Genomic DNA, 23,132 nt, shown 5'->3' on the forward strand with positions numbered 1-23,132 from the left:
GGTGGCTGTGACAGGGCGCACGACAGCGCCCCGGCCCGGGCCCCCGGGCCGGGGCGGTGCGGCCCCGCGGATGGGCGGGCGGCACGGGCCCGGTCACCCCGGTCCCGCACGGCCGGTCACGCGGGGACGCCCGCGCCCGCCAGGTTCTCGATCGTCCGGTGGGAGCTGGGCCCGACCAGTGCCGCCCACTCCCTGGGCGCGTCGGCCAGCCAGGCGGCGGCGCGGGCGGCGAAGCCGGGCACGTGCCGGCTCAGGTCGACCAGGGCGCGGTCGAAGCGGGTGGCGCCCTGAGGGGTGCGCACGAGGAGCAGTCCGATGCGGTGGACGAGGTCGCGCAGGTCGTCGCCGCCGTTGCGGGCGGCGGCGTTGAGCAGCGCGTCCAGGACGTCGGTGTCGTGCTCGCGGGCCAGGAGAGCCTCGCGCAGTTCGCGGCGGAGCGGACGCGAGGCGGGGACGCCGGGTGGGGTGAGGACCGTGGCGAGGGCGCAGCGCAGCCGCACGTCACCGTCCTCCAGCAGGCCGGTGACCAGCGGCAGGAGCACGGGCCGGGCGGTGGGTCCCTGGTCGAGCCGCTGGTCCGCGTACGCCGCCACCTGCCCCGCGAGTTCCGGCCGCTCGCGTGCCGCCCGGCACAGCAGTGCGGCGATCCGCCGGGCCAGGCCCGGCGGGGTCGCGTCGGCGAGCGCCCGCAGCGCCTCCTCCGCGTCGGGCTGCTCCAGCCGGGCCGCGAAGGCCCCGAGAACCGGCTCGGGGTCGCTCAGCAGGGCTCCGGCCAGGGCGTCCGGCGAGAACCGGGGGTCGCCCGCCGCGAAGTGCTCCAGTGCCCGTGCGAGGTAGCGGGCCCGGGTGTGGGGGTCCTGGACGAGGAGGGCGAGTGCGCCGCCGTGCAGGGCGCGGTCGGCGGGGCGGGCGAGCAGGGTGAGGGCCGCGTAGCGCAGCAGGGCGCGGTCGCCTGCCGTGCCGACGTGCGGCGCGACGCGCAGTGCGTGTGCCACCGCGGCGCTCCGCCGTGCGGGGCGTTCGTCGCGCGCCCACCGGTCGGCGGCCCGGCACAGCGCCGACGGCTCCTCCTCGGCGAGCACCGCGAGCAGTTCGTCGGCCCGTGGGTGTGCGCGGTCGACGAGCACGTCCGTCAGCTCGTCCAGGGCGCGGTGGCGGTGGGTGTGCAGCAGGACTTGCGCGGCCGTGGCCACGGTGGCGTGCGGGGTGGCGGGCAGCGGCTGCTCGTCGTCGAACCAGCGGGCGAGCTGGGGCTGCACGGCGGTGGGGTCGGCGGCGAGGAGTTCGGCGACGGCGTCCAGGAACCTGGGGCCGGCCTCGCACGGCGGCCCGTCGGCGTGGACGAGGCGCCGCAGCAGTGCGCAGCGCGTCTCCAGCGGGAGCCGTACGCCGGTCCAGAAGGAGGGCCCGACCTCCTTCGGCACGGGTCGCTCCTGCCGCCGCCAGGCCACGATCCGGTCGGCGAGCAGCCGCAGCACCTCGGTGTACGGCGCCGCGTCGGGCAGGGCCGTCAGCGTCCCGGCGAGCAGCCGGGCGGCCCACCAGGAGCGTGGATCGGCGTCCAGGGCGTGCACCAGGTCGGCCAGGCGGGAGGCCAGAGGGCCGGTGCCGTGCTGGCGGCCGAGGTACAGCAGGGCCTGGACGACCGGTCCGATGCGGTGGTGCGGCACGGGGTCGGCGGGGGTCTCGGCGTCGCGGTGGACGAGGGCGTGCAGGGCTTCGTCGAGGTCGAGGTGCATGCCGTGGAGCCAGTCGGCGAGCCCTTCGTGTGCGAAGCGGTAGCCGGGTCCGGCGGGCACGAGCAGGCCCTCGGCGAGCACGGCCGATGCCCAGCCCGAGCAGCCGCCGAGCCGCTCCGGGGCGGCCCCCCAGGGGAACACCGCGGCGAACGCCTCGCGGTCCAGGTCTCCGGAACCCGGGAGGCCGCGCCGGGCTGCCTCGTGCACCTGCCCCGCGGCCTTGGCCGCCAGCCGTCGTACGGCCGTGCCGCGCAGCCCGCTGTCGGCGGCCAGCCGGGTGGCGATGCGCAGCGCCATCAGGTCCAGGTAGGCGGAGAAGACCGCGTCCCGGTCGAGGGGGCCGTCGAGCAGGAACGGCGTTTCGGAGCCGTCCATGAGCTCGTCCCGGATCTCGCCCAGGAGGCGCAGGGTGAGGGGGTGCCGGGCGTCGGCTCCGGCGAGGGCGCCCTCGCCGATGCCGTGCCGCGATCCGGCCTCGCGGGCCTCGTCCTCGGTGAGGTCGCCGAGTCGTACGCATCCGGGACGGTGCAGCAGGTCCGTCATCTCCTCCCAGTACTCCGGCCGGCAGGCCACCACCAGCCGCGCTCCCGTCTCGCCGAGCCACCGCACGGTCGCGTCCGTCCAGTCGGACAGGCGGCGGGCCGCCCCGGGCGGCATCTCCTCGGGGCCGTCCAGCAGGAGCAGCAGGGGTCGGCCGAGGGCCCCGGTGAGGCGGGCGAGGCACTCGGGGGTCATGTCCCCCGGGTCGGCTGTGGCGGACGGGAAGAGCGGGGAGAGCGGCGAGGAGGCCCGCGCGGCGGCCACGACGGGGGCGGCCCGGGTCAGTGCCCTGCGGACCGCGTCCGCCACCGACGTGTCGTCGTCCCGCAGGTCGCAGCCGCGCAGCCAGAGGGTGGGGTGTCCGCCGCGGCCACGGCGCTCGGCGAGTGCGGCGAGTTCCGTCGTACGACCGCTGCCGGGCGCCCCGACGAGACCGAGGACGGCCGCCCCGCCTGCCGCGAAGGCGTCGAACTCGGCGGCCACACCGGCCCGTTCGACCGGTTCCGGGACGCCGGTCCCGCCGGGTGGGCCGTCCAGATCCCGCGATGTGCCGGTCAGTTCCAGCACTCCGGCGAGATTCAGATCGGCTCCGTAGGCGGGGACCGTCGCGGCGTTCTCGGCGAGCAGCCCGGCGAGGGGGCCCGCCGCTCCTGCGATCCGGGCCCGCAGCGGTACGGCGAACCCGACGTCGCGGTGGTCGGAGCTGAGCGCGGTGCCGAGGACTCCGACGACGGCGCCGGTCCCGGCGTCGAGCACGGGGCCGCCGGCCGCTCCGCCGCCCAGCCGCAGCGCGTCCCGCCCCGCCGTGCCGACCGCCAGCTCCAGGACGTCGTCGAGACGGTGGAAGCGGTCCGTGGCCGCGTACGTCACCGAGGCAGGGCCCAGCACCCGGGCCTCGCGCCAGCCGCCGGCGGCGATCCGCACATACGTGCCGGTCCCGGCCCCGTCCCGCACGGTGACGGGCAGCGGCGGCACGCCGAGCCCCTCGGTCCGTACGAGAGCCAGATCCAGCGCGGGCAGCGGGGTGACCGCGTCGGCGGCCACGACCCGGCGGCGGTCACCGGCCCCGTGCAGCACGAGCCGGGGCAGGCCGTCGACGGCCTCGTGGCTGGTGATCAGTGTTCCGTGGTGGTCGGCCAGGAAGCCGGTGCCGCGGGGGCGGCCGGCCAGATCGTGGATACGCACGAGACAGTCGCCGGGCACCGCCCCGGCCTCGCCCCCGGCCACCCCGGGGCCCTGGACCGTCCCTGCCTCCTGCCCGGCCGTCCCGGGGCCGACGACCGCCCGGCTCCGGTGCCCGGCGGTCACGGGGCCAGGGACCGCCTTGCCCTCTTGCCCGGCCGTCACGGGGCCAGGAACCGCCCGGCCCCTCCGCTCCGCCGTCCCGGGGTCAGGGACCGCCCCGCCCTCCTGCCCGGCCGTCACGGGGCCAGGGACCGCCCTGTCCTGCTGCCCCGCCCTGCCGGGGCGGTCCGGGGAGTCCTGTGTGCTGCCGCCCGTCTCCCGGGACCGGTTCCGCGACGCCATCGTCGAGCCTCCCCGCCGTACACCCGTGCCCTTGTGTTCGACGGTAGGGGCGAGATGATCAGCGGGACAGATCGCTGCGCGAAAGCGCCCCCTTCCGCTCCCCCCGTTCACTCCGAGCGCCCGCACGGACGGGTGAAGGAACGGGGGCGGCTGGATAGACCCTAGAGGTGGGGGAACCGAGGGGGGACCGTGGAGCGGCGGAAGTGGAGGTACCCCGTGGCCGCCGCTCCACGGGCGGACACCCGCCCCGGGTCGTCAGGCGAAGACGGCGAGACTCTTGGCCTTGCCCCGCTGCTCCTCGACGAGAGCGAGGAAGCGCCCCTCCGGGTCGAAGACGGCGACGGGGCCGGAGCCCGCGTACGACTCGGGCATCTCCAGCCGGACGCCGTTGGTGAGCAGCTTGGCCCGCCGGGCGTCGACGTCCCACCGGGGGAACGCGGCCGCGGCGGCCTCGGCCATCGGCATCACGGTCAGCTCCTGCTGGTGCTGGTCCAGCGTGCGGGCCGTGTCCAGCTTGTAGGGGCCGACGCGGGTGCGGCGCAGCGCGGTGAGGTGTCCGCCCACACCGAGGCCGGCGCCGAGGTCGCGGGCCAGGGCCCGGATGTAGGTGCCGGAGGAGCAGACGACCGAGACGACCAGGTCGAGCACGGCCGTGCCGTCGTCGGCGACGGCGTCCCGGACGTCGTACACGTCGAAGGACGAGACCGTGACGGGCCGGGCCGGAATCTCGAACTCCTCGCCCTCCCGGGCCCGCTTGTAGGACCGCACGCCCTTGATCTTGATGGCGCTGACCTTGGACGGCACCTGCATGATGTCGCCGGTCAGCTCGGCGATGCCGGCGTCGATCGCGTCACGGGTGACCTTGGAGGCGTCGGTGGAGGAGGTGATCTCCCCCTCGGCGTCGTCCGTGAGGGTGTTCTGCCCGAGCCGGATGGTGCCCAGGTACTCCTTCTCGGTCAGCGCGAGGTGCCCGAGGAGCTTGGTGGCCTTCTCGACGCCGAGGACGAGGACGCCCGTCGCCATGGGGTCGAGGGTGCCGGCGTGCCCGACGCGTCGCGTTCTGGCGATGCCGCGCATCTTGGCGACCACGTCGTGCGAAGTGAAGCCCGACGGCTTGTCGACGATGACAAGGCCGTCGGGCGTGGTGTGCTTCTGGGTCATTCGGCGCCGTCGTCCGTCTCGTCGTCCTCGTCGGGCTTGCGGTACGGGTCGGCGTCGCCGGCGTACTTCGCGCCCGCGGACGCCTCGCGCACCTTCTCGTCGGACTGGCGCGCCTTGTCGAGGAGGTCCTCGATGGTGCGGGCGTTGTCCGGGAGGGCGTCCATGACGAAGGTCAGAGTCGGAGTGAACTTCACACCGGCCGCGCGGCCCACCTCGGAGCGCAGGACTCCCTTGGCGCTCTCCAGGCCGGTGGCGGCCGCAGCGCGCTCCTCGTCGTCCCCGTAGACCGTGTAGAAGACGGTCGCCTCCCTGAGGTCACCCGTGACCCGGGTGTCCGTGATGGTGACGTGGGAGCCGAGCCGCGGGTCCTTGATCCCCCGCTGCAGCTTCTGGGCCACCACCTCTCGGATGAGGTCCGCCAGCCTTTTAGCCCGCGCGTTGTCGGCCACTGGTCCGTCTCCTTAAGTGCTTACTTGTTGCTTCAGTCTTCGTCGCTGTGGAGCCTGCGTCGAACCGAGAGCAGTTCGACTTCGGGACGGCCGGCGACAAGCCGCTCACAGCGGTCCAGGACGTCGGTGAGGTGTCCCGTCTCACCCGAGACCACCGCGAGCCCGATCTCGGCCCTGCGGTGGAGGTCCTGGTGACCCGTCTCGGCCGCGCTCACCCCGTACTTGCGCTGGAGTTCGGCCACGATCGGGCGGACGAGAGAGCGTTTCTCCTTGAGCGAGTGGACATCACCGAGGAGCAGGTCGAAGGACAGAGTCCCCACATACATGTGTGTATCCGGATGTCCCGCCGGTTCGGGGTACGGGCGCCACGCTTCGACGCCGATACGGGAACCGTACACGCAACGGCCGGGGCCGATCGACGGAATAAGTCCCGCCGACCGGCCCCGATCGTGACTTAGGTCAGACGCGCGGCTTCTCGCGCATCTCGTACGTCGCGATGACGTCGTCGACCTTGATGTCGTTGAAGTTGCCGAGGTTGATACCGCCCTCGAACCCTTCGCGGATCTCGGTGACGTCGTCCTTGAAGCGACGCAGGCCCTCGATGTTGAGGTTCTCCGCGACCACCTTGCCGTCGCGGATGAGGCGCGCCTTGGTGTTGCGCTTGACCTCGCCGGAGCGGATGAGAACACCCGCGATGTTGCCCAGCTTGGACGACTTGAAGACCTCGCGGATCTCCGCCGTGCCGAGCTCGACCTCTTCGTACTCCGGCTTGAGCATGCCCTTGAGGGCCGCCTCGATCTCCTCGATCGCCTGGTAGATGACCGAGTAGTACCGGACGTCGACACCCTCACGCTCGGCCATCTGCTGCGCACGGCCGGCTGCCCGGACGTTGAAGCCGATGACGATCGCGTCGGAGCCCATGGCCAGGTCGATGTCGGACTCCGTGACCGCACCGACACCGCGGTGCAGGACGCGGATGTCGACCTCTTCGCCGACGTCCAGCTGGAGCAGCGAGGACTCGAGCGCCTCGACGGATCCGGAAGCGTCACCCTTGATGATCAGGTTCAGCTGCTGGACCTCGCCGGCCTTCAGCACCTTGTCCAGGTCCTCCAGCGACACGCGGCGCGTGCGCTTGGCGAACGCGGCGTTGCGCTCACGGGCGGCGCGCTTCTCGGCGATCTGACGGGCCGTACGGTCCTCGTCCACCACCAGGAAGTTGTCGCCCGCACCCGGGACGTTGGTCAGGCCGAGGACCTGGACCGGCGTCGAGGGACCGGCCTCGGCCACGCTGTTGCCGTTGTCGTCGTGCATCGCCCGGACGCGGCCGTACGCGTCGCCGACGACCATGGTGTCGCCGACCCGCAGCGTGCCTCGCTGGACGAGGACCGTCGACACGGCACCGCGGCCGCGGTCGAGACGGGACTCGATCGAGATGCCCTGCGCGTCCTGGTTCGGGTTGGCCCGCAGGTCGAGCGAGGCGTCGGCGGTGAGGATCACGGCCTCCAGCAGGGAGTCGATGTGCAGACCCTGCTTGGCGGAGATGTCGACGAACATCGTGTCGCCGCCGTACTCCTCGGCCACCAGGCCGTACTCGGTCAGCTGGCCGCGCACCTTGGTCGGGTCCGCGCCCTCGACGTCGATCTTGTTGACCGCGACGACGATCGGGACGTCGGCCGCCTTGGCGTGGTTGAGCGCCTCGACCGTCTGCGGCATGACGCCGTCGTTGGCCGCGACGACCAGGATCGCGATGTCGGTCGACCGGGCACCACGGGCACGCATGGCGGTGAACGCCTCGTGACCCGGGGTGTCGATGAAGGTGATCTTGCGCTCTTCGTCGTTGACCTCGGTCGCGACCTGGTAGGCACCGATGTGCTGGGTGATGCCGCCGGCCTCGCCCGCGATGACGTTCGTCTTGCGGATGGCGTCGAGGAGCCGGGTCTTACCGTGGTCGACGTGACCCATGACGGTGACGACCGGCGGGCGGACCATCAGGTCCTCCTCGTCGCCCTCGTCCTCGCCGAACTCGATGTCGAAGGACTCGAGGAGCTCGCGGTCCTCCTCCTCCGGGCTGACGATCTGAACCGTGTAGTTCATCTCGTCGGCGAGGAGCTGCAGCGTCTCGTCGGAGACGGACTGCGTGGCCGTGACCATCTCGCCGAGGTTCATCATGACCGCGACGAGCGACGCCGGGTTGGCGTTGATCTTCTCCGCGAAGTCGGTGAGCGAGGCACCGCGCGACAGGCGAACGGTCTCGCCGTTGCCGCGAGGCAGCATCACACCGCCGACCGACGGGGCCTGCATGGCCTCGTACTCCTGGCGCCTCTGCCGCTTCGACTTGCGCCCACGACGCGCCGGACCGCCGGGACGGCCGAACGCACCCTGCGTGCCACCACGGCCACCGGGACCGCCGGGACGACCACCGAAGCCGGGACGGCCACCGCCGCCACCGGGACCACCGGGACGGCCGGCGAAACCGCCACCGCCGCCACCGGGACCACCGGGACGGCCGGCGAAACCGCCACCGCCGCCACCGGGACGACCGGCGAAACCGCCGCCCGGACGACCGCCGCCGCCACCGGGACGACCGCCGCCACCGGGACCGCGGCCGCCGGGGCCGCCGCCACCGGGACGCGGGCCGGCAGCCGGACGCTGCGGCATCATGCCGGGGTTCGGACGGGGACCGCCGCCGGGACGGGGACCGCCGCCCTGCGGACGGGGCATGCCGCCCGGGGTCGGACGCGCGCCGCCCGGAGCCTGCGGACGAGGACCGCCGCCGGCGCCCTGCGGACGGGGACCGCCCTGGCCGCCCTGGCCCTGCGGACGCGGAGCACCACCGGGCGCACCGGGGCCGCCCGGACGCGGGGCACCACCCGGACGGGGCGCCTGCGGGCGCGCCATGCCGGTGGAACCGCCGGAGGTGAAGGGGTTGTTGCCCGGACGGGGACCCGCCGGACGGGCACCGGGACGCGGGGCGCCGCCACCCGGACGCGGGGCGCCGGGACGGTCGCCGCGCTCACCACGGCCCTGGCCCCCCTGGCCGGGGCCACCCGGACGCGGGGCGCCGGGACGCGGGGCCTGGCCGGCCGGACGCGGGGCGCCCGGACGCGGGCCGGAGCCCTGACCCTGGCCCTGCGAGGGAGCCGGTGCGGAGGGAGCCGACGGGGGTGCGGTGAACTCGGGCGCCGTCGGAGCCGGGGACGCCGGGGCGGGCCGCGGCGCGGGCTTCGGGCCCGGGGTGGGACGGGGGCCGGGAGTGGCCGGCGCGGCGGGGGCCGCGGGCTTCTCGGCGGCCGGCTTGGGGGCCGGCGGGCGCGGGGCGGCCGGACGGGCGGCCTGCGCGGGAGAGGGGGCACCCGGCTTCGCCGGGGCAGCCTTGCGGGCGGGGGCGGGCTTGCTGCCACCGCTGCCCTGCTGGAGGGCGTCCGTCAGCTTGCGTACAACGGGCGCTTCGATCGTCGAAGACGCCGAACGGACGAATTCACCGAGTTCCTGGAGCTTGGCCATGACGACCTTGCTCTCGACGCCGAACTCCTTGGCGAGTTCGTAGACCCGGACCTTAGCCACTTCGCTCCTTTGAGGTCCGGGTTGCGTCCGGACCGTCGCTAGTTCATGGGCGTACTCATCGCGTACTCATCGAGTGCTCATCGCAATCTCGACCTGCTTTCGACTCGCGAGGTACCTAGCCGCACGGGGTTCCGTACGGCACGTCTTACCGTGTTGCCTGCTCGGCAACTGTCGTCTGCTCGACGTGATGGCGCAACGCCTTTGTGTCGAGCGGTCCCGGGACGCGCAGTGCCCTCGGGAACGCCCGGCGGCGTACCGCCTGGTCGAGACAGACCGGTGCGGGGTGCACGTAAGCACCCCGGCCGGGCAGCGTACCGCGTGGATCAGGGACACACGCGCCCTTGATCGCTACGATCCGCAACAGTTCGGCCTTGGCCGCTCGCTCCCGACACCCCACACAGGTGCGTTCAGGGCATGCGCGGGCGCGCGTCCGGCCAGACACCGTTAAGTCTACCTCCCCGTAGGCGCCTCACCCCTTTGGGGCAGGATTCGAACAGTTGCCGCGCACGAACCTGTCGTGATCTGAACGGCGCGCGGCTTGGATCTATTCCCCGGAACCGTTCCCGGCCGGTTCGGTGTCCGGGCGGATGTCGATCCGCCAGCCGGTCAGCCGGGCCGCGAGGCGGGCGTTCTGCCCCTCCTTGCCGATGGCCAGGGACAGCTGGTAGTCGGGCACGGTCACCCGGGCCGACCGGGTCGCCATGTCCACGATCTCCACCTTGGAGACCCGGGCCGGGGACAGCGCGTTCGCCACCATCTCCCCCGGGTCCTCGGACCAGTCGACGATGTCGATCTTCTCACCGTTCAGCTCGCCCATGACGTTGCGCACGCGGCCGCCCATGGGGCCGATGCAGGCGCCCTTGGCGTTCAGGCCGGAGCGGGTGGAGCGGACGGCGATCTTCGTGCGGTGACCGGCCTCGCGGGCGATCGCGGCGATCTCCACCGAACCGTCGGCGATCTCCGGCACCTCCAGGGCGAAGAGCTTCTTCACCAGGCTGGGGTGCGTGCGCGAGAGGGTGACGGAGGGGCCGCGGACGCCCTTGGCCACCCGGACGACGTACGAGCGCAGGCGCATGCCGTGCTGGTAGGTCTCCCCCGGCACCTGCTCCTGCACGGGCAGGATCGCCTCGAGCTTGCCGATGTCGACGAGCACGTTCTTCGGGTCGCGGCCCTGCTGGACCACACCGGTGACGATGTCGCCCTCACGGCCGGCGTACTCGCCGAGCGTCGCGTCGTCCTCGGCGTCGCGCAGGCGCTGCAGGATGACCTGCTTGGCCGTGGTGGCGGCGATACGGCCGAAACCGGACGGGGTGTCGTCGAACTCGCGGGCCTCCTGGCCCTCCTCGAGGTCGTCGGGGTCCTCCTTCGCCCACACGGTCACATGGCCGGTCTCCCGGTTGAGCTCCACGCGCGCGTGACGGCGGCTTCCCTCGGTGCGGTGGTAGGCGATGAGGAGGGCCGACTCGATCGCCTCGACCAGCAGGTCGAAGGAGATCTCCTTCTCCCGAACCAAGCCCCGCAGGGCGCTCATGTCGATGTCCACGGCTACGCCTCCTCTTCCTTCTTGTCCTTGCGGCTGAATTCGACCTGGACACGCGCCCGGACGATGTCGTCGAAGGCGAGTCGGCGCGCGGTGGCCTTGCGGCCCTTCACTCCGGGTACCTCGGTGTCGACACCCTCGTCGTCGACCTTCAGGATCCTGGCGACCAGCTCACCGCCCTCGGCCAGCTGGAACTTCACCAGCCGGTCCGTGGCGCGGACGTAGTGCCGGTGTTCCGTGAGGGGGCGCTCCGCGCCGGGGGTGCCGACCTCGAGGGTGTACTCGCCCTCGCCCATCGCGTCCGTCTCGTCGAGCTTCGCCGAGAGCGCGCGGCTCACATCGGCGATCTGGTCCAGGTCGGCGCCCGTGTCCGAGTCGACGACGACGCGCAGCACACGCTTGCGCCCGACGGAGTCCACCTCGATCTCCTCGAGATCCAGGCCCTGGGAGCTGACGAGCGGTTCCAGTAGCTCTCGCAGCCTCTCGCTCTGGGTGGTGCTCATCCGGGTGACTCCTCGGCCGCGTGTGCTGTTGTGGGATGGGTCGCGTGTCTGGTCAAAGGGTATCCGGTCGCGGGGAGTGTTGCCGTCCACCCGGTCACGAACGGTGCCGCTGAGTGATGCGGGGCGGGGGCCCGGGTACCGTGATCACGAGCGTGCGGCCCTCGCAGTGCCTGTTTTCTCGAACACCCCTCGCACGCCTCTCGACCTGTGTTCGTCAACTCCCCATCATTCGAGTCACCCGCGAATGTTTCCCGCACGAGCCCCGAGGACGTCTGACGTGCCGTTCCCGCCATCGCCGCGCGCCCGCTCGGGGCCGCGCAGAAGGAGTCTGCTCGCCGTCGCCCCGGCGGCCCTCGCCCTCACGGGCTGCACCGGCGGGGACTCCGGTGGCCCTTCGGGGGACGATCCGTCGGCCGCCGACCGGCTGCGCGCGCGTGCGGCCCGGGACAGCGAGCGGCTGGCGGAGCGCTACGACGCGGTGATCGCCGCCCGGCCGGGGCTCGCGGGCCGGCTGCGGCCGCTGCGCGAGGAGGTCGTACGGCACGCGCGGGCGTTCGGCGGTGGCCGGAAAGCATCGCCTTCGCCGTCCGTCTCGGATTCGTCCTCCGCGTCCGCCTCGGCGTCCGGGGCGGCGTCGGACTCGCCGTCGCCGGCCGCGACGGTGCCGGGGAACGACAAGGACGCCCTCGCCGGGCTCGCCGCGGCGGAGCGGGAGCTCGCCGACCGGCGGGTCAAGGCGCTGGGCGGGGTCCCGGGTGAGCTGGCGCGGCTGCTGGCGTCGGTGGCGGCTGCCGGGGCCGCGCACGTGTATCTGCTGACGGAGGGTGCCGCGTGAGCCAGGAGAAGGACCGGGAGCTGCGGGCCGTGCAGGCCGCGCTGGCGGCCGAGCACGCGGCGGTCTACGGCTACGGCGTCGTCGGCGGGAAGATCGGCGACGGGAAGCGTGCCGAGGCCCTCACGGCGTACGACGCGCACCGGGCGCGCAGGGACGCGCTGGTTCGTGCGGTGAAGGACCTGGGGGGCCGGCCGGTGGCCGCGTCCGCCGGTTACGCGCTGCCCTTCCAGGTGCCGGACTCGGCGGCGGCCGTACGGCTCGCCGCCGAGCTGGAGGACCGGGTGGCCGGGGTGTACGCCGATCTGGTGCGCGCCGCGGGCGGCGGGCGCCGGGCCCTGGCCGTCGAGGCGCTGCGGGAGGCGGCGGTGCGGGCGGTGCGCTGGCGCGGCGAGAGCGTAGCCTTCCCTGGGCTCGCCGAGCGGGCCGACACGGCCCCGCCCTCGGCGGCGCCAACGGCGTGACCCACGCAGGGCGCGCACCGCGGACAGCAGGAAGGGAACGACTCGCGCATGGTTTTCGAACCGCCGCAGCGTCTGGTCAGGGCGCTCGGTGAGACGGCGCCGGACGGTGACGACTGGCTGGAGAAGCTGCCCGAGGCGGCGCAGCGGGCCGTCGCACTACGCGAGTTGACCGTGGAGCGGGTGCAGGTGCCCGGCGGGCGCAGCAGCCTGGTGCTGCTGGTGCGGGCGGCCGACGGGACACCCGCCGTGCTCAAGCTGGCGCCGGGCCGGGCCCGCCCGGAGGCGGAGCGGGCCGCGCTCGCGCACTGGGCCGGGCGGGGTGCCGTACAGCTGCTCGAACCCTCGTCGGCCGAGGGCGTGCTGCTGCTGGAGCGGCTGCATCCGGACGTGTCGGTGCGGTCCCTGCCGGAGGCGAAGGCGTTGCTGGAGGCGGCGGGGACGCTGCGGCGGCTGTGGGTGGAGCCGCCCGCCGGGTTCCCCTTCGAGACCGTTGCCGAGCGGACCGGGCGGCAGGCCGAGGCGATGCGCGCCCGGGCCCAGGCCGAGCCCGAGGTGGCCCCGCTGGTCGACCTGGCGCTCGCGGCCCGCGAGGAGCTGCTGGCCGCGCCGCCGGAGCACCGGCTGCTGCACGGCACGTTCCGGCAGAGCAAGGTGCTCGCCGGGGAGCGGATGCCGTGGCTGGCCGTGGGGCCCGACCCGGTGGTCGGCGAGTGCGCCTTCGATCTGGCCCGGCTGGTCCGGGACCGGGTGGAGGACCTGATCGCCCAGCCGTCCGGCGCGGCGACGACCCGGCGCCGGGTGAAGCGGCTCGCCGAGTCACTGGACGTGGACCAGGAGCGGCTGCGGGGCTGGACGCTGTTCCGGGCCGTGGAGTCGGGCGTGCGGGCGGGGCGGGTCGGACGGCCGCGCGACGCGGAGCTGTTGCTGGAGTTCGCGGCCTGGCTGTGAGCGCCCCGCCCACGGAGCGCTCACAGCGGCGCCGATGCGGGCCGCGGGCCGTTGCCGCGTGGCAACGGCCCTCTCCTCGCTACGCCGTGAGGCGGGCGACGGCCTCCTCGACCGTCAGTTCCTCGCGCTCGCCGGTGCGGCGGTCCTTCAGCTCCACCACGCCGTCGGCCGCGCGCCGGCCCGCCACCAGGATCTGCGGTACGCCGATCAGCTCGGAGTCGGTGAACTTGACGCCCGGGGAGACGCCGGGGCGGTCGTCGACCAGGACACGGACGCCGGCGGCGGCCAGCTTCTGGGAGATGTCCAGGGCCAGTTCGGTCTGGAGGGCCTTGCCGGCGGCGACCACGTGGACGTCGGCCGGGGCGACCTCGGCGGGCCAGCACAGGCCCTTGTCGTCGGCGGTCTGCTCGGCCAGGGCGGCCACCGCGCGGGAGACGCCGATGCCGTAGGAGCCCATGGTGACGCGGACCGGCTTGCCGTTCTGGCCGAGGACGTCGAGCTTGAGGGCGTCGGCGTACTTGCGGCCCAGCTGGAAGATGTGGCCGATCTCGATGGCCCGGTCGAGGACGAGGCCGGTGCCGCACTTGGGGCAGGGGTCGCCCTCCTGGACGACCACGACGTCGACGTACTGGTCGACCTCGAAGTCGCGGCCCGCGACGACGTTCTTCGTGTGCGTGCCGGCCTTGTTGGCGCCGGTGATCCAGGCCGTGCCCGGGGCGACGCGCGGGTCGGCGAGGTAGGTGACCTTGTCCAGGCCCTGCGGTCCCACGTAGCCGCGGACCAGGTCGGGACGGGCGACGAAGTCCGTCTCGGTGACCAGTTCGACGGTGGCCGGGGCGAAATGCGCCTCGACCTTGTCCATGTCGACCTCGCGGTCCCCGGGGACGCCGACGGCGACGATCTCGCCGTCGACCTTCACGAGGAGGTTCTTCAGCGTGGCCGAGGCCGGGACGCCGAGGTGGGCGGCGAGGGTCTCGATGGTGGGGGTGTCGGGGGTGGGGATGTCCTCGGCGGCGGGCACGTCCGAGCCGTCGACGGGCTTCAGCTCGTACGTGATCGCCTCGGTGTTGGCGGCGAAGTCGCAGTTCGGGCAGTCGGCGAAGGTGTCCTCGCCGGCCTCGGCCGGGGCGAGGAACTCCTCGGACTTGGAGCCGCCCATCGCGCCGGCCGTGGCGGCGCAGATGCGGTAGTCGAGGCCGAGGCGCGCGAAGATCTTCTGGTAGGCCTCGCGGTGCAGGGCGTAGGACCGGGCGAGGCCCTCGTCCTCGGTGTCGAACGAGTAGGAGTCCTTCATCAGGAACTCGCGGCCGCGCAGGATGCCGGCGCGGGGGCGGGCCTCGTCGCGGTACTTGTTCTGGATCTGGTAGAGGATGACCGGCAGGTCCTTGTACGAGGACGCCTGGTCCTTCACCAGGAGGGTGAAGATCTCCTCGTGGGTGGGGCCGAGGAGGTAGTCGCCGCCCCGGCGGTCCTGGAGGCGGAACAGCTCGGGGCCGTACTCCTCCCAGCGGCCGGTGGCCTCGTAGGGCTCACGCGGCAGGATGGCGGGGAGCAGGACCTCCTGGGCGCCGACGGCGTCCATCTCCTCGCGGACGATCCGCTCGACGTTGGCCAGCACCTTCTTGCCGAGGGGCAGCCAGCTCCAGATGCCGGCGGCGGTGCGGCGGACGTAGCCGGCGCGGACGAGGAGCTTGTGGCTGAGGACCTCGGCGTCGGCCGGGTCGTCGCGCAACGTCTTCGCCAACAACTGGGACATGCGCTGGACCGGTGCGTTTGCCATGGTTCCTCTGCTCCTGCTGCGTGTGGGTGATGCCAGGAGGTTATCCGGGGGGTGCACGGCGGTGGAAATCGGTTAACGGCGCAGGAGCGGGAGCGGGGCTCCCATCACGGCGTACGGCTTCGGGGCGCTGGGGAAGAGGACGCGGCGGGCGAGGTCCTGGTAACCGAGGGAGCGGTAGAGGGCGCGGGCGGGGCTCTCGGTGTCGATCGCGGAGAGGATCGAGCGGGGTTCGGCGGCGCCGTCGGTGATCGTGGTGATCAGGGAGCGTCCGAGGCCGCGGTTCTGGTACGCGGGGTGGACGTGCAGTTCGGTGATCACGAAGGAGTCGTCGAGCCACTGGTCGTTGTGCTGGGCGCGGAGATAGGGCTCCACGACGGTGGACCACCAATGGGTGCGGTCGTTGGGCATGCCGTAGACGAAACCGACGAGCCTGCCGTCGGCCGTGGCGCCGAGTGCGCGGGCGCCCGGGTAGGTCATGTGACGGAGGACGATCTGGCGGCGGACGGCGACTTCGTCGGGGCCGAGCCCGAAGGCCACGGCTTGGACGGCCAGGGCCTCGTCTACATGGGCGGACAGGTCGAGGGGGCCGATCACCAGGTCCATGGCGGGGAGCCTACAGGGGGGTTGCCGTTCCTGGCCGGGTGCGGGTGTGGATGTGGCTGGTCGCGCGCACGCGGCGGAGCCGCAGATCTGTACGGTCCCGCGCCCCTATGGGGGGCGCTTCAGAACAGGACGCTCATGAAGGCTCCCACTTCCTGGAAGCCCACCTTCTGGTAGGCCCGCCTGGCCGGTGTGTTGAAGTCGTTGACGTACAGGCTGACGACCGGGGCGACGTCGGCGAGGGCGTAGCGCAGGACGGCCGCCATGCCGGGGGCCGCCATGCCGGTGCCGCGGTACTCGGGGGCCACCCACACGCCCTGGATCTGGCAGGCGCGGTCCGTCGCAGCGCCGATCTCGGCCTTGAAGACGACCTTGCCGTCGGAGTCGAAGCGGGCGAAGGCGCGGCCGGAGCCGACGAGTTCGGCGACGCGGGCCTGGTAGAGCAGGCCGCCGTCGCCGGCCAGCGGGGAGACGCCGACCTCCTCGGTGAACATCGCCACGCACGCCGGCATGATCGTCTCCATCTCGTCCTTGCGGACGCGACGGACGTAGGGGTCCGGGGTGACGCCGTCCGGGAGCCGGTCGGTGACCATGAGCGGCTGGTGGCGGCGGACGTCGCGGGCCGGGCCCCACTGGGGTTCCAGGAGCCGCCACAGGTCGGAGGTGGGGCCGGAGGGGCCGACGATGGAGGAGCAGCGGCGACCGGCCCGGCGGGCGCGGTCGGCGAAGGCGCGGACGGCGCGCGGGCCGGCGCAGATCGGGACGAGGTTGGCGCCGGCGTAGCAGAGGGAGGTGAGTATGCCGTCCTCGTACCAGCCCCACATCTCACCGCCGAGCCGCCACGGGTCGAGTCCGGCGACCTGTACGCGGGACGTCACGAAGGCGTTCACGACGGGCTCGCGGTCGAGGACGGCGAGCGCGGCATCCAGGTCGCTCGGTTCGAGGACCCGTGAGGTGGTCTGGGTCAACACGTGCGGGGGCCTCACACACTGGGGGCGGCTGGTCCCCGCACTGTACCTGGCGGAGCTGGGCGGTGCCGCCGCGCCGTCGGCCGGGGCCCGCCCGGGCCCGGTCCCACCGCTCGTCGAGTCGCTTCCTGAGCCGGTCCACCTCGTCCTGGAGGCCGCTCACCATGCGGTACAGCGCCTGCACGGCGACGCCGGAGACGCCGTTGACGTCGATGGGGTGGACGGTCTTGTCGTCAGCCCCCGGACCGCTGCTGCTCCGGCAGCTGGTGCCGTTCCTCGGCCTCCGGTGAGCGTTGCGCGGCGGGAGGCGTCGCGTCTGTCGCTCTTCACGACGTAACTCCGCGACCCTGACGGCTGATCGCGTACACAGGGCCCGTCGCCGGTGACCGGGGCGCTTCGGCCTGTGGCCGGGAGGACGGTGCGAGTCCTTCCGGCCAGGGCCCTCGCCATGCGGTCAGCCGGCGACCGCCACCGAGGGTTCGCCCGAGGTCACGCCGTCCTTCTCCATCTGCTCGGCCAGCTTCATGGCCTCCTCGATGAGGGTCTCCACGATCTTGGACTCGGGGACGGTCTTGATGACCTCACCCTTGACGAAGATCTGGCCCTTGCCGTTGCCGGAGGCGACGCCGAGGTCGGCCTCGCGGGCCTCGCCGGGGCCGTTGACGACGCAGCCCATGACGGCGACGCGCAGGGGAACGTCCATGCCGGTGAGGCCGGCGGTGACCTCTTCGGCGAGCTTGTAGACGTCGACCTGGGCGCGGCCGCAGGACGGGCAGGAGACGATCTCCAGGCCGCGCTCCTTGAGGTTCAGGGACTCCAGGATCTGGAGACCGACCTTGACCTCCTCGGCGGGGGGCGCCGAGAGCGAGACGCGGATGGTGTCGCCGATGCCCTGGGAGAGGAGCGCGCCGAACGCGACCGCCGACTTGATGGTGCCCTGGAAGGCCGGGCCCGCCTCGGTGACGCCGAGGTGCAGCGGGTAGTCGCACTGGGCGGCGAGCTGCTTGTAGGCCTCGATCATGACGACCGGGTCGTTGTGCTTGACGGAGATCTTGATGTCGCGGAAGTCGTGCTCCTCGAAGAGGGACGCCTCCCACAGGGCCGATTCGACGAGGGCCTCGGGGGTGGCCTTGCCGTACTTCTGGAGCAGGCGGCGGTCGAGGGAGCCGGCGTTGACGCCGATGCGGATGGGGGTGCCGTGGTCGCGGGCCGCCTTGGCGATCTCCTTGACCTTGTCGTCGAACTGCTTGATGTTGCCCGGGTTGACGCGGACCGCCGCGCAGCCGGCCTCGATCGCGGCGAACACGTACTTCGGCTGGAAGTGGATGTCGGCGATGACCGGGATCTGCGACTTGCGGGCGATGGTCGCCAGCGCGTCGGCGTCGTCCTGGGTCGGGCAGGCGACGCGGACGATCTGGCAGCCGGAGGCGGTGAGTTCGGCGATCTGCTGGAGGGTCGCGCCGATGTCCGACGTGCGCGTCGTGGTCATCGACTGCACCGACACGGGGGCGTCCCCGCCGACGGCCACGGACCCGACCTGGATCTGGCGGCTCTTCCGGCGCTCGGCGAGCTTGGTCGGAACGGACGGCATGCCGAGAGAAATCGCAGTCATCTGCTGTGCAACCCCAAGTCGTGGATCAAGGTCCGGTCCCGTGAGCAGCGGGCTCCGAGCTTCGAGATTACGGCACGTGCCTCGGCGCGGGCACATCCCACCCGCTGTGCCACCCGATGGGAGGCGGCCCGGCGCAAAGCGTGCCGGGCCGCCGTGAACGCCGTATGGCTAGGAGATTTTCACCGGGTTCACCACGTCGGCGATCAGGACCAGGATCGTGAAGCAGATGAAGATCCCGGCGACGACGTAGGCGACCGGCATGAGCTTCGCCACGTCGAAGGGGCCCGGGTCGGGCCGGCGCAGCACCTTGGCGATGTTGCGGCGCAGCGACTCCCAGAGGGCGCCCGCGATGTGGCCGCCGTCGAGCGGCAGCAGCGGGAGCATGTTGAACAGGAACAGGGAGAGGTTGAAGCCGGCGACCAGCATGAGGGCCATGGCCAGCTGCTGGGTGGGCGGGATGTCGAGGGTGAAGATCTCACCGCCGACACGGGCCGCTCCGACCACGCCCATCGGGGAGTCGGCCTCGCGCTCGGCGCCGTCGAAGGCCGCGTTCCACAGGGCCGGGATCTTGCCGGGGAGGGCGGCGAGGGAGTCGACGGCCTCGCCGATGCGGTCGCCCATCCAGGTCACGGAGTCGCCGAAGTCCTGCTTGACCACGCCGGTGGCGGCGCTGAAGCCGAGGAATCCGGCCTGGACGTACTGTCCCTCGACGATCTGGCCGCCGGAGTCCTTCTTGGCGACCTGGTTGGTGGCGATCTTCGCGTGCAGGGTGACGTCCTTGCCGTCCCGCTCGACGACGATCGGCACCTCCTTGCCGGGGGTGGCGCGGATCAGGTCGGACAGCTTGTTCCAGTCGTCGGTCTTCACCCCGTCGAAGGAGACGATCTTGTCGCCCGCCTTGAGGCCCGCCGCGGCGGCGGGGGCGGCCGGGTCGCCCTTCTCGCACTTCTCGCGGTTCTCGCTCTGCGCGATGACGCACTGGGAGACCGAGCTGACCGTGGTGGTCTGCTGGGTGATGCCGAAGCCCATCAGGACGGTGAGGAACAGCGCCACCGCCAGGATGAGGTTCATGAAGGGGCCCGCGAACATCACGATCACGCGCTTCCAGGGGGCGCGCGTGTAGAACATGCGGTTCTCGTCGCCCGGCTTGAGCTCCTCGTACGCGGCGGTGCGGGCGTCCTCGATCATGCCGCGCCACGGGGAGGTGGAGCGGGCCTCCATCCGGCCGTCGGGGCCGGGCGGGAACATGCCGATCATGCGGATGTAGCCGCCGAACGGGATGGCCTTGATGCCGTACTCCGTCTCACCCTTCCTGCGCGAGAAGATCGTGGGGCCGAAGCCGACCATGTACTGCGGCACGCGGATGCCGAAGAGCTTGGCGGTGGAGAGGTGCCCCAGCTCGTGCCACGCGATCGAGACGAGCAGGCCGACCGCGAAGAGGACTATGCCGAGGATGAACATCAGGGTCGTCATGCACGGGCCTCCGCCGTCTGTGCCGCCAGTTCCCGGGCCCGGGTCCGCGCCCAGGTCTCCGCTTCGAGGACGTCCGACACGGTGAGCGAGGTTCCCGTACGCGGGGTGCCGTGCTCCTCGACGACCCGGGTGACGGTGTCGATGATCCCGTCGAAGGGCAGCGCGCCCTGACGGAACGCCTCCACGCACTCCTCGTTGGCCGCGTTGAACACCGCAGGGGCGGTGCCCGCGAGCTCGCCCACGTGCCGGGCGAGGTTCACCGCGGGGAAGGCCTCGTTGTCGAGCGGGAAGAACTCCCAGGTCGAGGCCTTGCTCCAGTCGAAGGTGGGGGCGGCGTCGGGCACGCGCTCGGGCCAGCCGAGGCCGATGGCGATGGGCCCGCGCATGTCGGGCGGGGTCGCCTGGGCCAGTGTCGATCCATCCGTGAACTCAACCATCGAGTGGACATACGACTGGGGATGCACGACGACCTCAATGCGGTCGAAGGGAATGTCGTAGAGGAGGTGCGCCTCGATGACCTCCAGGCCCTTGTTGACGAGGGTCGCGGAGTTGATCGTGATGACCGGGCCCATGGCCCAGGTGGGGTGCGCGAGGGCGTCCTCGACGGTGACGCGCGCGAGGTCGGCCTTCGTACGGCCGCGGAAGGGGCCGCCGGAGGCGGTGACGACCAGCTTGCGGACGTCGGCGCGGGTGCCGGCGGCCAGGGCCTGGAAGAGGGCGGCGTGCTCGGAGTCGACCGGGATGATCTGCCCGGGCTTGGCGAGGGCCTTGACCAGGGGGCCGCCGACGATGAGCGACTCCTTGTTGGCGAGCGCGAGGGTGCGGCCCGCCTCCAGGGCGGCCAGGGTCGGGGCGAGGCCGATGGAGCCGGTGATGCCGTTCAGGACGGTGTGGCAGTCGGACGCCGCCAGGTGGGTGGCCGCGTCCGGGCCGGCGAGGATGTCAGGGAGCGGCTCGCCCGTGCCGTACTGCGCGGTGAGTGCGTCGCGCAGGGCCGGTACGACGTCCTCGCGGGCGACCGCGACGGTCCGCACCCGCAGCCGGTACGCCTGCTCGGCCAGGAGGGCGACCCGGCCGCCGTTGGCCGACAGCCCGGTGACCCGGAACCGGTCGGGGTTGCGCAGCACCAGGTCGATGGCCTGGGTGCCGATGGACCCGGTGGAGCCGAGGATCACCACGTCCTTGGGGCCGTCGCCCGCGACTGGGTCGTAGACGAGGTGCGGGTCGGCGAGGGGGGCTGGACTGTCGCTCATTGCTCCATTGTTGCCGTAAGGCCGGGGTGTGAGGACAGCGCATCCCCTTCCTGGGGGCGCGCGCCTGGCTGCGCACGCCCCCAGGAGGGCGTCGGCTACCGGATCGGCCGGTGGACGTTCTCCTTCTGCGACGGTCCCGGTGTCGCGTCCGCGATCCAGGGGCCCTCGCCGGAGGGGTCGACGATGCCCTGCTCCAGCCACTCGTACGTGCCGGACAGGACGCCCTTGACGACCTTGCGGTCGAGGTCGTCGGTGTTGGTCCACAGGCGGGTGAAGAGCTCCTCGATGCGGATGCGGGCCTGGCGGCAGAAGACGTCGGCGAGCTGGTAGGCCTCGCGGCCGTGGTCGCCCTGGCTGCGCAGCAGCTCGGCCCGCACACAGGACGCGCTCATGGCGAACAGCTCGGCGCCGATGTCGACGATCCGGCCGAGGAAGCCCTGCTTGGACTCCATCCGGCCCTGCCAGCGGGACATGGCGTAGAAGGTCGAGCGGGCGAGCTTGCGGGCGGTGCGCTCGACGTAGCGCAGGTGGCCGGAGAGGTCCACACCGTGCTTGAACTCGCCGTAGGAGGCCGGGAGCTGCCCGGGTCCGGCGACCAGCTTCGGCAGCCACTTGGCGTAGAAGACGCCCGCGTTCGCGCCCGCCCTGGCCTTGTCGCCCAGGGACTTCTCGGGGTCGATGAGGTCGCCGGCGACCGAGAGGTGGGCGTCGACGGCCTCGCGCGCGATCAGCAGGTGCATGATCTCGGTGGAGCCCTCGAAGATGCGGTTGATGCGCAGGTCGCGCAGCAGCTGCTCGGCGGGGACGCCGCGCTCGCCGCGGGCCCGCAGGGAGTCGGCCGTCTCGAAGCCGCGGCCGCCGCGGATCTGGACGAGTTCGTCGGCCATCGTCCAGGCCATCTCGGAGGCGTACAGCTTGGCGAGGGCGCCTTCGATGCGGATGTCGTTGCGGTCCTCGTCGGCCATCTGCGAGGCCAGGTCCGTCACGGCCTCCAGGGCGAAGGTGGTGGCCGCGATGAAGGAGATCTTGGAGCCGACCGCCTCGTGGTGCGCGACGGGCTTGCCCCACTGCTCGCGGGCCGCCGACCACTCCCGGGCGATCTTCAGGCACCACTTGCCGGCCGCGACGCAGGACGCGGGCAGGGACAGCCGCCCGGTGTTGAGGGTGGTCAGGGCGATCTTCAGGCCCTGGCCCTCCGCACCGACGCGGTTGGCGGCGGGGACGCGCACTTGGTGGAAGCGGGTGACGCCGTTCTCGATGCCGCGCAGGCCCATGAAGGCGTTGCGGTTCTCGACGGTGACGCCCGGCGAGTTCGTCTCCACGACGAAGGCCGTGATGCCGCCGCGGTGGTCCTCGCTCTTCGGCACCCGGGCCATGACGACCAGCAGGTCGGCGACGACGCCGTTGGTGGTCCACAGCTTGACGCCGTCGAGGACGTAGTCGTCGCCGTCCGGGATCGCCGTGGTGGCGAGGCGGGCCGGGTCGGAGCCGACGTCGGGCTCGGTGAGCAGGAAGGCGCTGATGTCCGTGCGGGCGCAGCGCGGCAGGAAGCGCTCCCGCTGCTCCTGGGTGCCGAACAGTTTGAGGGGCTGGGGCACACCGATCGACTGGTGCGCGGAGAGCAGGACGCCGATCGCGGGGCTCGCGGAGCCGACCAGGGCGAGTGCCTTGTTGTAGTACACCTGCCCGAGCCCGAGACCGCCGTACTTGGTGTCGATCTTCATGCCGAAGGCGCCGAGCTCCTTCAGGCCGTCGATCACCTCGTCGGGGATCCTGGCCTCGCGTTCGATGAGGGCCCCGTCGACCTTCGTCTCGACGAAGTCGCGGAGCTTGGCGAGGAACTCCTCGCCGCGCTGGACCGCCTCATCGGCCGGGAGGGGGTGGGGGTGGATGAGGTCGAGCCGGAAGCGACCGAGGAACAGCTCCTTGGCGAAGCTGGGCTTGCGCCAGTGCTGTTCCCGGGCGGCCTCCGCCACCTCACGGGCCTCCCGCTCGGTGACAGCGGGACGGGAAGAAGGGGTGGTGGAAGCGGACATGAGGGGCACCTCGCCGCAACTAGAAGATGGAGGACCGTTTCGTTACCGACCAGTGCTACTGGATCGTTGGTACCCGAATCCGGACGCTCCCACCAGTCCTCGCGCGTCCGTTCAGCCGAAGGGGGCGGAGCGCCCCCGGCACT

At 72.6% G+C, this 23,132-nt stretch carries 18 protein-coding genes; 3 read left to right on the forward strand and 15 right to left on the reverse strand.

The window, feature by feature from the left end:
* Positions 1–116 precede the first annotated feature (116 nt).
* The 8 genes from ACFZDI_RS00105 to rimP all read right to left on the reverse strand — a co-directional run bounded on the left by ACFZDI_RS00105 (position 117) and on the right by rimP (position 11,023).
* Positions 117–3,464, reverse strand: a complete 3,348-nt coding sequence (locus ACFZDI_RS00105) for a trypsin-like peptidase domain-containing protein (protein WP_391247986.1) — start codon at positions 3,462–3,464, stop codon at positions 117–119.
* A 597-nt stretch (positions 3,465–4,061) separates the two neighbouring features.
* Entirely contained in the window at positions 4,062–4,967 is a 906-nt protein-coding gene (gene truB / locus ACFZDI_RS00110; RefSeq protein WP_234850150.1) for a tRNA pseudouridine(55) synthase TruB, read from the reverse strand.
* Entirely contained in the window at positions 4,964–5,416 is a 453-nt protein-coding gene (gene rbfA, locus ACFZDI_RS00115) for a 30S ribosome-binding factor RbfA (protein ID WP_391246758.1), read from the reverse strand. Before rbfA ends, truB begins: the two co-directional genes overlap by 4 nt.
* Positions 5,417–5,448: 32 nt before the next feature.
* The gene (locus ACFZDI_RS00120) at positions 5,449–5,742 is read right to left on the reverse strand and encodes a DUF503 domain-containing protein (protein ID WP_062929379.1); all 294 of its coding nucleotides are present in this window, start codon (positions 5,740–5,742) and stop codon (positions 5,449–5,451) included.
* A gap of 133 nt (positions 5,743–5,875) precedes the next feature.
* Positions 5,876–8,980, reverse strand: a complete 3,105-nt coding sequence (gene infB / locus ACFZDI_RS00125; RefSeq protein WP_391246760.1) for a translation initiation factor IF-2 — start codon at positions 8,978–8,980, stop codon at positions 5,876–5,878.
* Positions 8,981–9,125: 145 nt separating this feature from the next.
* Positions 9,126–9,422, reverse strand: coding sequence for a YlxR family protein (locus ACFZDI_RS00130; protein ID WP_234849927.1), 297 nt, complete (start codon positions 9,420–9,422; stop codon positions 9,126–9,128).
* Positions 9,423–9,524: 102 nt separating this feature from the next.
* On the reverse strand, positions 9,525–10,523 hold the full coding sequence (gene nusA / locus ACFZDI_RS00135; RefSeq protein WP_234849928.1) for a transcription termination factor NusA: 999 nt from the start codon (positions 10,521–10,523) through the stop codon (positions 9,525–9,527).
* Between the two features lie 2 nt (positions 10,524–10,525).
* Complete coding sequence (rimP, locus tag ACFZDI_RS00140) at positions 10,526–11,023, reverse strand: ribosome maturation factor RimP (protein ID WP_234849929.1); 498 nt, start codon at positions 11,021–11,023, stop codon at positions 10,526–10,528.
* Between the two features lie 277 nt (positions 11,024–11,300).
* Here rimP and ACFZDI_RS00145 point away from each other — a divergent pair, with 277 nt between their 5' ends.
* From ACFZDI_RS00145 to ACFZDI_RS00155, 3 genes are read left to right on the forward strand one after another with little or no spacing between them, the layout of a single operon-like run.
* Positions 11,301–11,858 (forward strand): hypothetical protein, encoded by a 558-nt coding sequence (locus ACFZDI_RS00145; protein ID WP_234849930.1) that lies wholly within the window; start codon positions 11,301–11,303, stop codon positions 11,856–11,858.
* Entirely contained in the window at positions 11,855–12,319 is a 465-nt protein-coding gene (locus tag ACFZDI_RS00150; protein WP_234849931.1) for a ferritin-like domain-containing protein, read from the forward strand. The genes ACFZDI_RS00145 and ACFZDI_RS00150 overlap by 4 nt, the downstream gene beginning before the upstream one ends.
* A 48-nt stretch (positions 12,320–12,367) precedes the next feature.
* Complete coding sequence (locus tag ACFZDI_RS00155; RefSeq protein WP_234849932.1) at positions 12,368–13,267, forward strand: aminoglycoside phosphotransferase family protein; 900 nt, start codon at positions 12,368–12,370, stop codon at positions 13,265–13,267.
* 79 nt (positions 13,268–13,346) lie between these two features.
* On the opposite strand, the gene ACFZDI_RS00160 is transcribed toward ACFZDI_RS00155, so the two are convergent.
* The 7 genes from ACFZDI_RS00160 to ACFZDI_RS00190 form a co-directional block, all read right to left on the reverse strand.
* Positions 13,347–15,047: a proline--tRNA ligase gene (locus ACFZDI_RS00160; protein WP_234849933.1), complete on the reverse strand. Its 1,701-nt coding sequence runs from the start codon at positions 15,045–15,047 to the stop codon at positions 13,347–13,349.
* Positions 15,048–15,119: 72 nt separating this feature from the next.
* Positions 15,120–15,650 carry a GNAT family N-acetyltransferase gene (locus ACFZDI_RS00165; protein WP_234849934.1) on the reverse strand — a complete coding sequence of 177 codons (531 nt, stop codon included), beginning with the start codon at positions 15,648–15,650 and terminating at the stop codon, positions 15,120–15,122.
* A 119-nt stretch (positions 15,651–15,769) separates the two neighbouring features.
* Positions 15,770–16,618: a GNAT family N-acetyltransferase gene (locus ACFZDI_RS00170; RefSeq protein ID WP_234849935.1), complete on the reverse strand. Its 849-nt coding sequence runs from the start codon at positions 16,616–16,618 to the stop codon at positions 15,770–15,772.
* 451 nt (positions 16,619–17,069) lie between these two features.
* Entirely contained in the window at positions 17,070–18,227 is a 1,158-nt protein-coding gene (ispG, locus tag ACFZDI_RS00175) for a flavodoxin-dependent (E)-4-hydroxy-3-methylbut-2-enyl-diphosphate synthase (protein ID WP_234849936.1), read from the reverse strand.
* Between the two features lie 168 nt (positions 18,228–18,395).
* Positions 18,396–19,688: a site-2 protease family protein gene (locus tag ACFZDI_RS00180; protein WP_391247988.1), complete on the reverse strand. Its 1,293-nt coding sequence runs from the start codon at positions 19,686–19,688 to the stop codon at positions 18,396–18,398.
* Between the two features lie 8 nt (positions 19,689–19,696).
* A complete protein-coding gene (gene dxr, locus ACFZDI_RS00185; RefSeq protein WP_391246767.1) occupies positions 19,697–20,953 on the reverse strand; it encodes a 1-deoxy-D-xylulose-5-phosphate reductoisomerase in 1,257 nt (418 codons plus the stop codon).
* A 95-nt stretch (positions 20,954–21,048) separates the two neighbouring features.
* Complete coding sequence (locus ACFZDI_RS00190; RefSeq protein WP_234849938.1) at positions 21,049–22,989, reverse strand: acyl-CoA dehydrogenase family protein; 1,941 nt, start codon at positions 22,987–22,989, stop codon at positions 21,049–21,051.
* Positions 22,990–23,132 lie beyond the last annotated feature (143 nt).

Source organism: Streptomyces sp. NPDC007907, from assembly GCF_042959365.1.
GTDB lineage: Bacteria > Actinomycetota > Actinomycetes > Streptomycetales > Streptomycetaceae > Streptomyces > Streptomyces indiaensis.

Coding starts and splice junctions, on each gene's coding strand:
- ACFZDI_RS00165 (WP_234849934.1), bottom strand. CDS start 15,650: ATGGACCTGGTGATCGGCCCCCTCGACCTGTCCGCCCATGTAGACGAG.
- ACFZDI_RS00155 (WP_234849932.1), top strand. CDS start 12,368: ATGGTTTTCGAACCGCCGCAGCGTCTGGTCAGGGCGCTCGGTGAGACG.
- rimP (WP_234849929.1), bottom strand. CDS start 11,023: ATGAGCACCACCCAGAGCGAGAGGCTGCGAGAGCTACTGGAACCGCTC.
- ACFZDI_RS00180 (WP_391247988.1), bottom strand. CDS start 19,688: ATGTTCATCCTCGGCATAGTCCTCTTCGCGGTCGGCCTGCTCGTCTCG.
- ACFZDI_RS00120 (WP_062929379.1), bottom strand. CDS start 5,742: ATGTATGTGGGGACTCTGTCCTTCGACCTGCTCCTCGGTGATGTCCAC.
- ACFZDI_RS00160 (WP_234849933.1), bottom strand. CDS start 15,047: ATGGCAAACGCACCGGTCCAGCGCATGTCCCAGTTGTTGGCGAAGACG.
- ACFZDI_RS00190 (WP_234849938.1), bottom strand. CDS start 22,989: ATGTCCGCTTCCACCACCCCTTCTTCCCGTCCCGCTGTCACCGAGCGG.
- ispG (WP_234849936.1), bottom strand. CDS start 18,227: ATGACTGCGATTTCTCTCGGCATGCCGTCCGTTCCGACCAAGCTCGCC.
- dxr (WP_391246767.1), bottom strand. CDS start 20,953: ATGAGCGACAGTCCAGCCCCCCTCGCCGACCCGCACCTCGTCTACGAC.
- truB (WP_234850150.1), bottom strand. CDS start 4,967: ATGACCCAGAAGCACACCACGCCCGACGGCCTTGTCATCGTCGACAAG.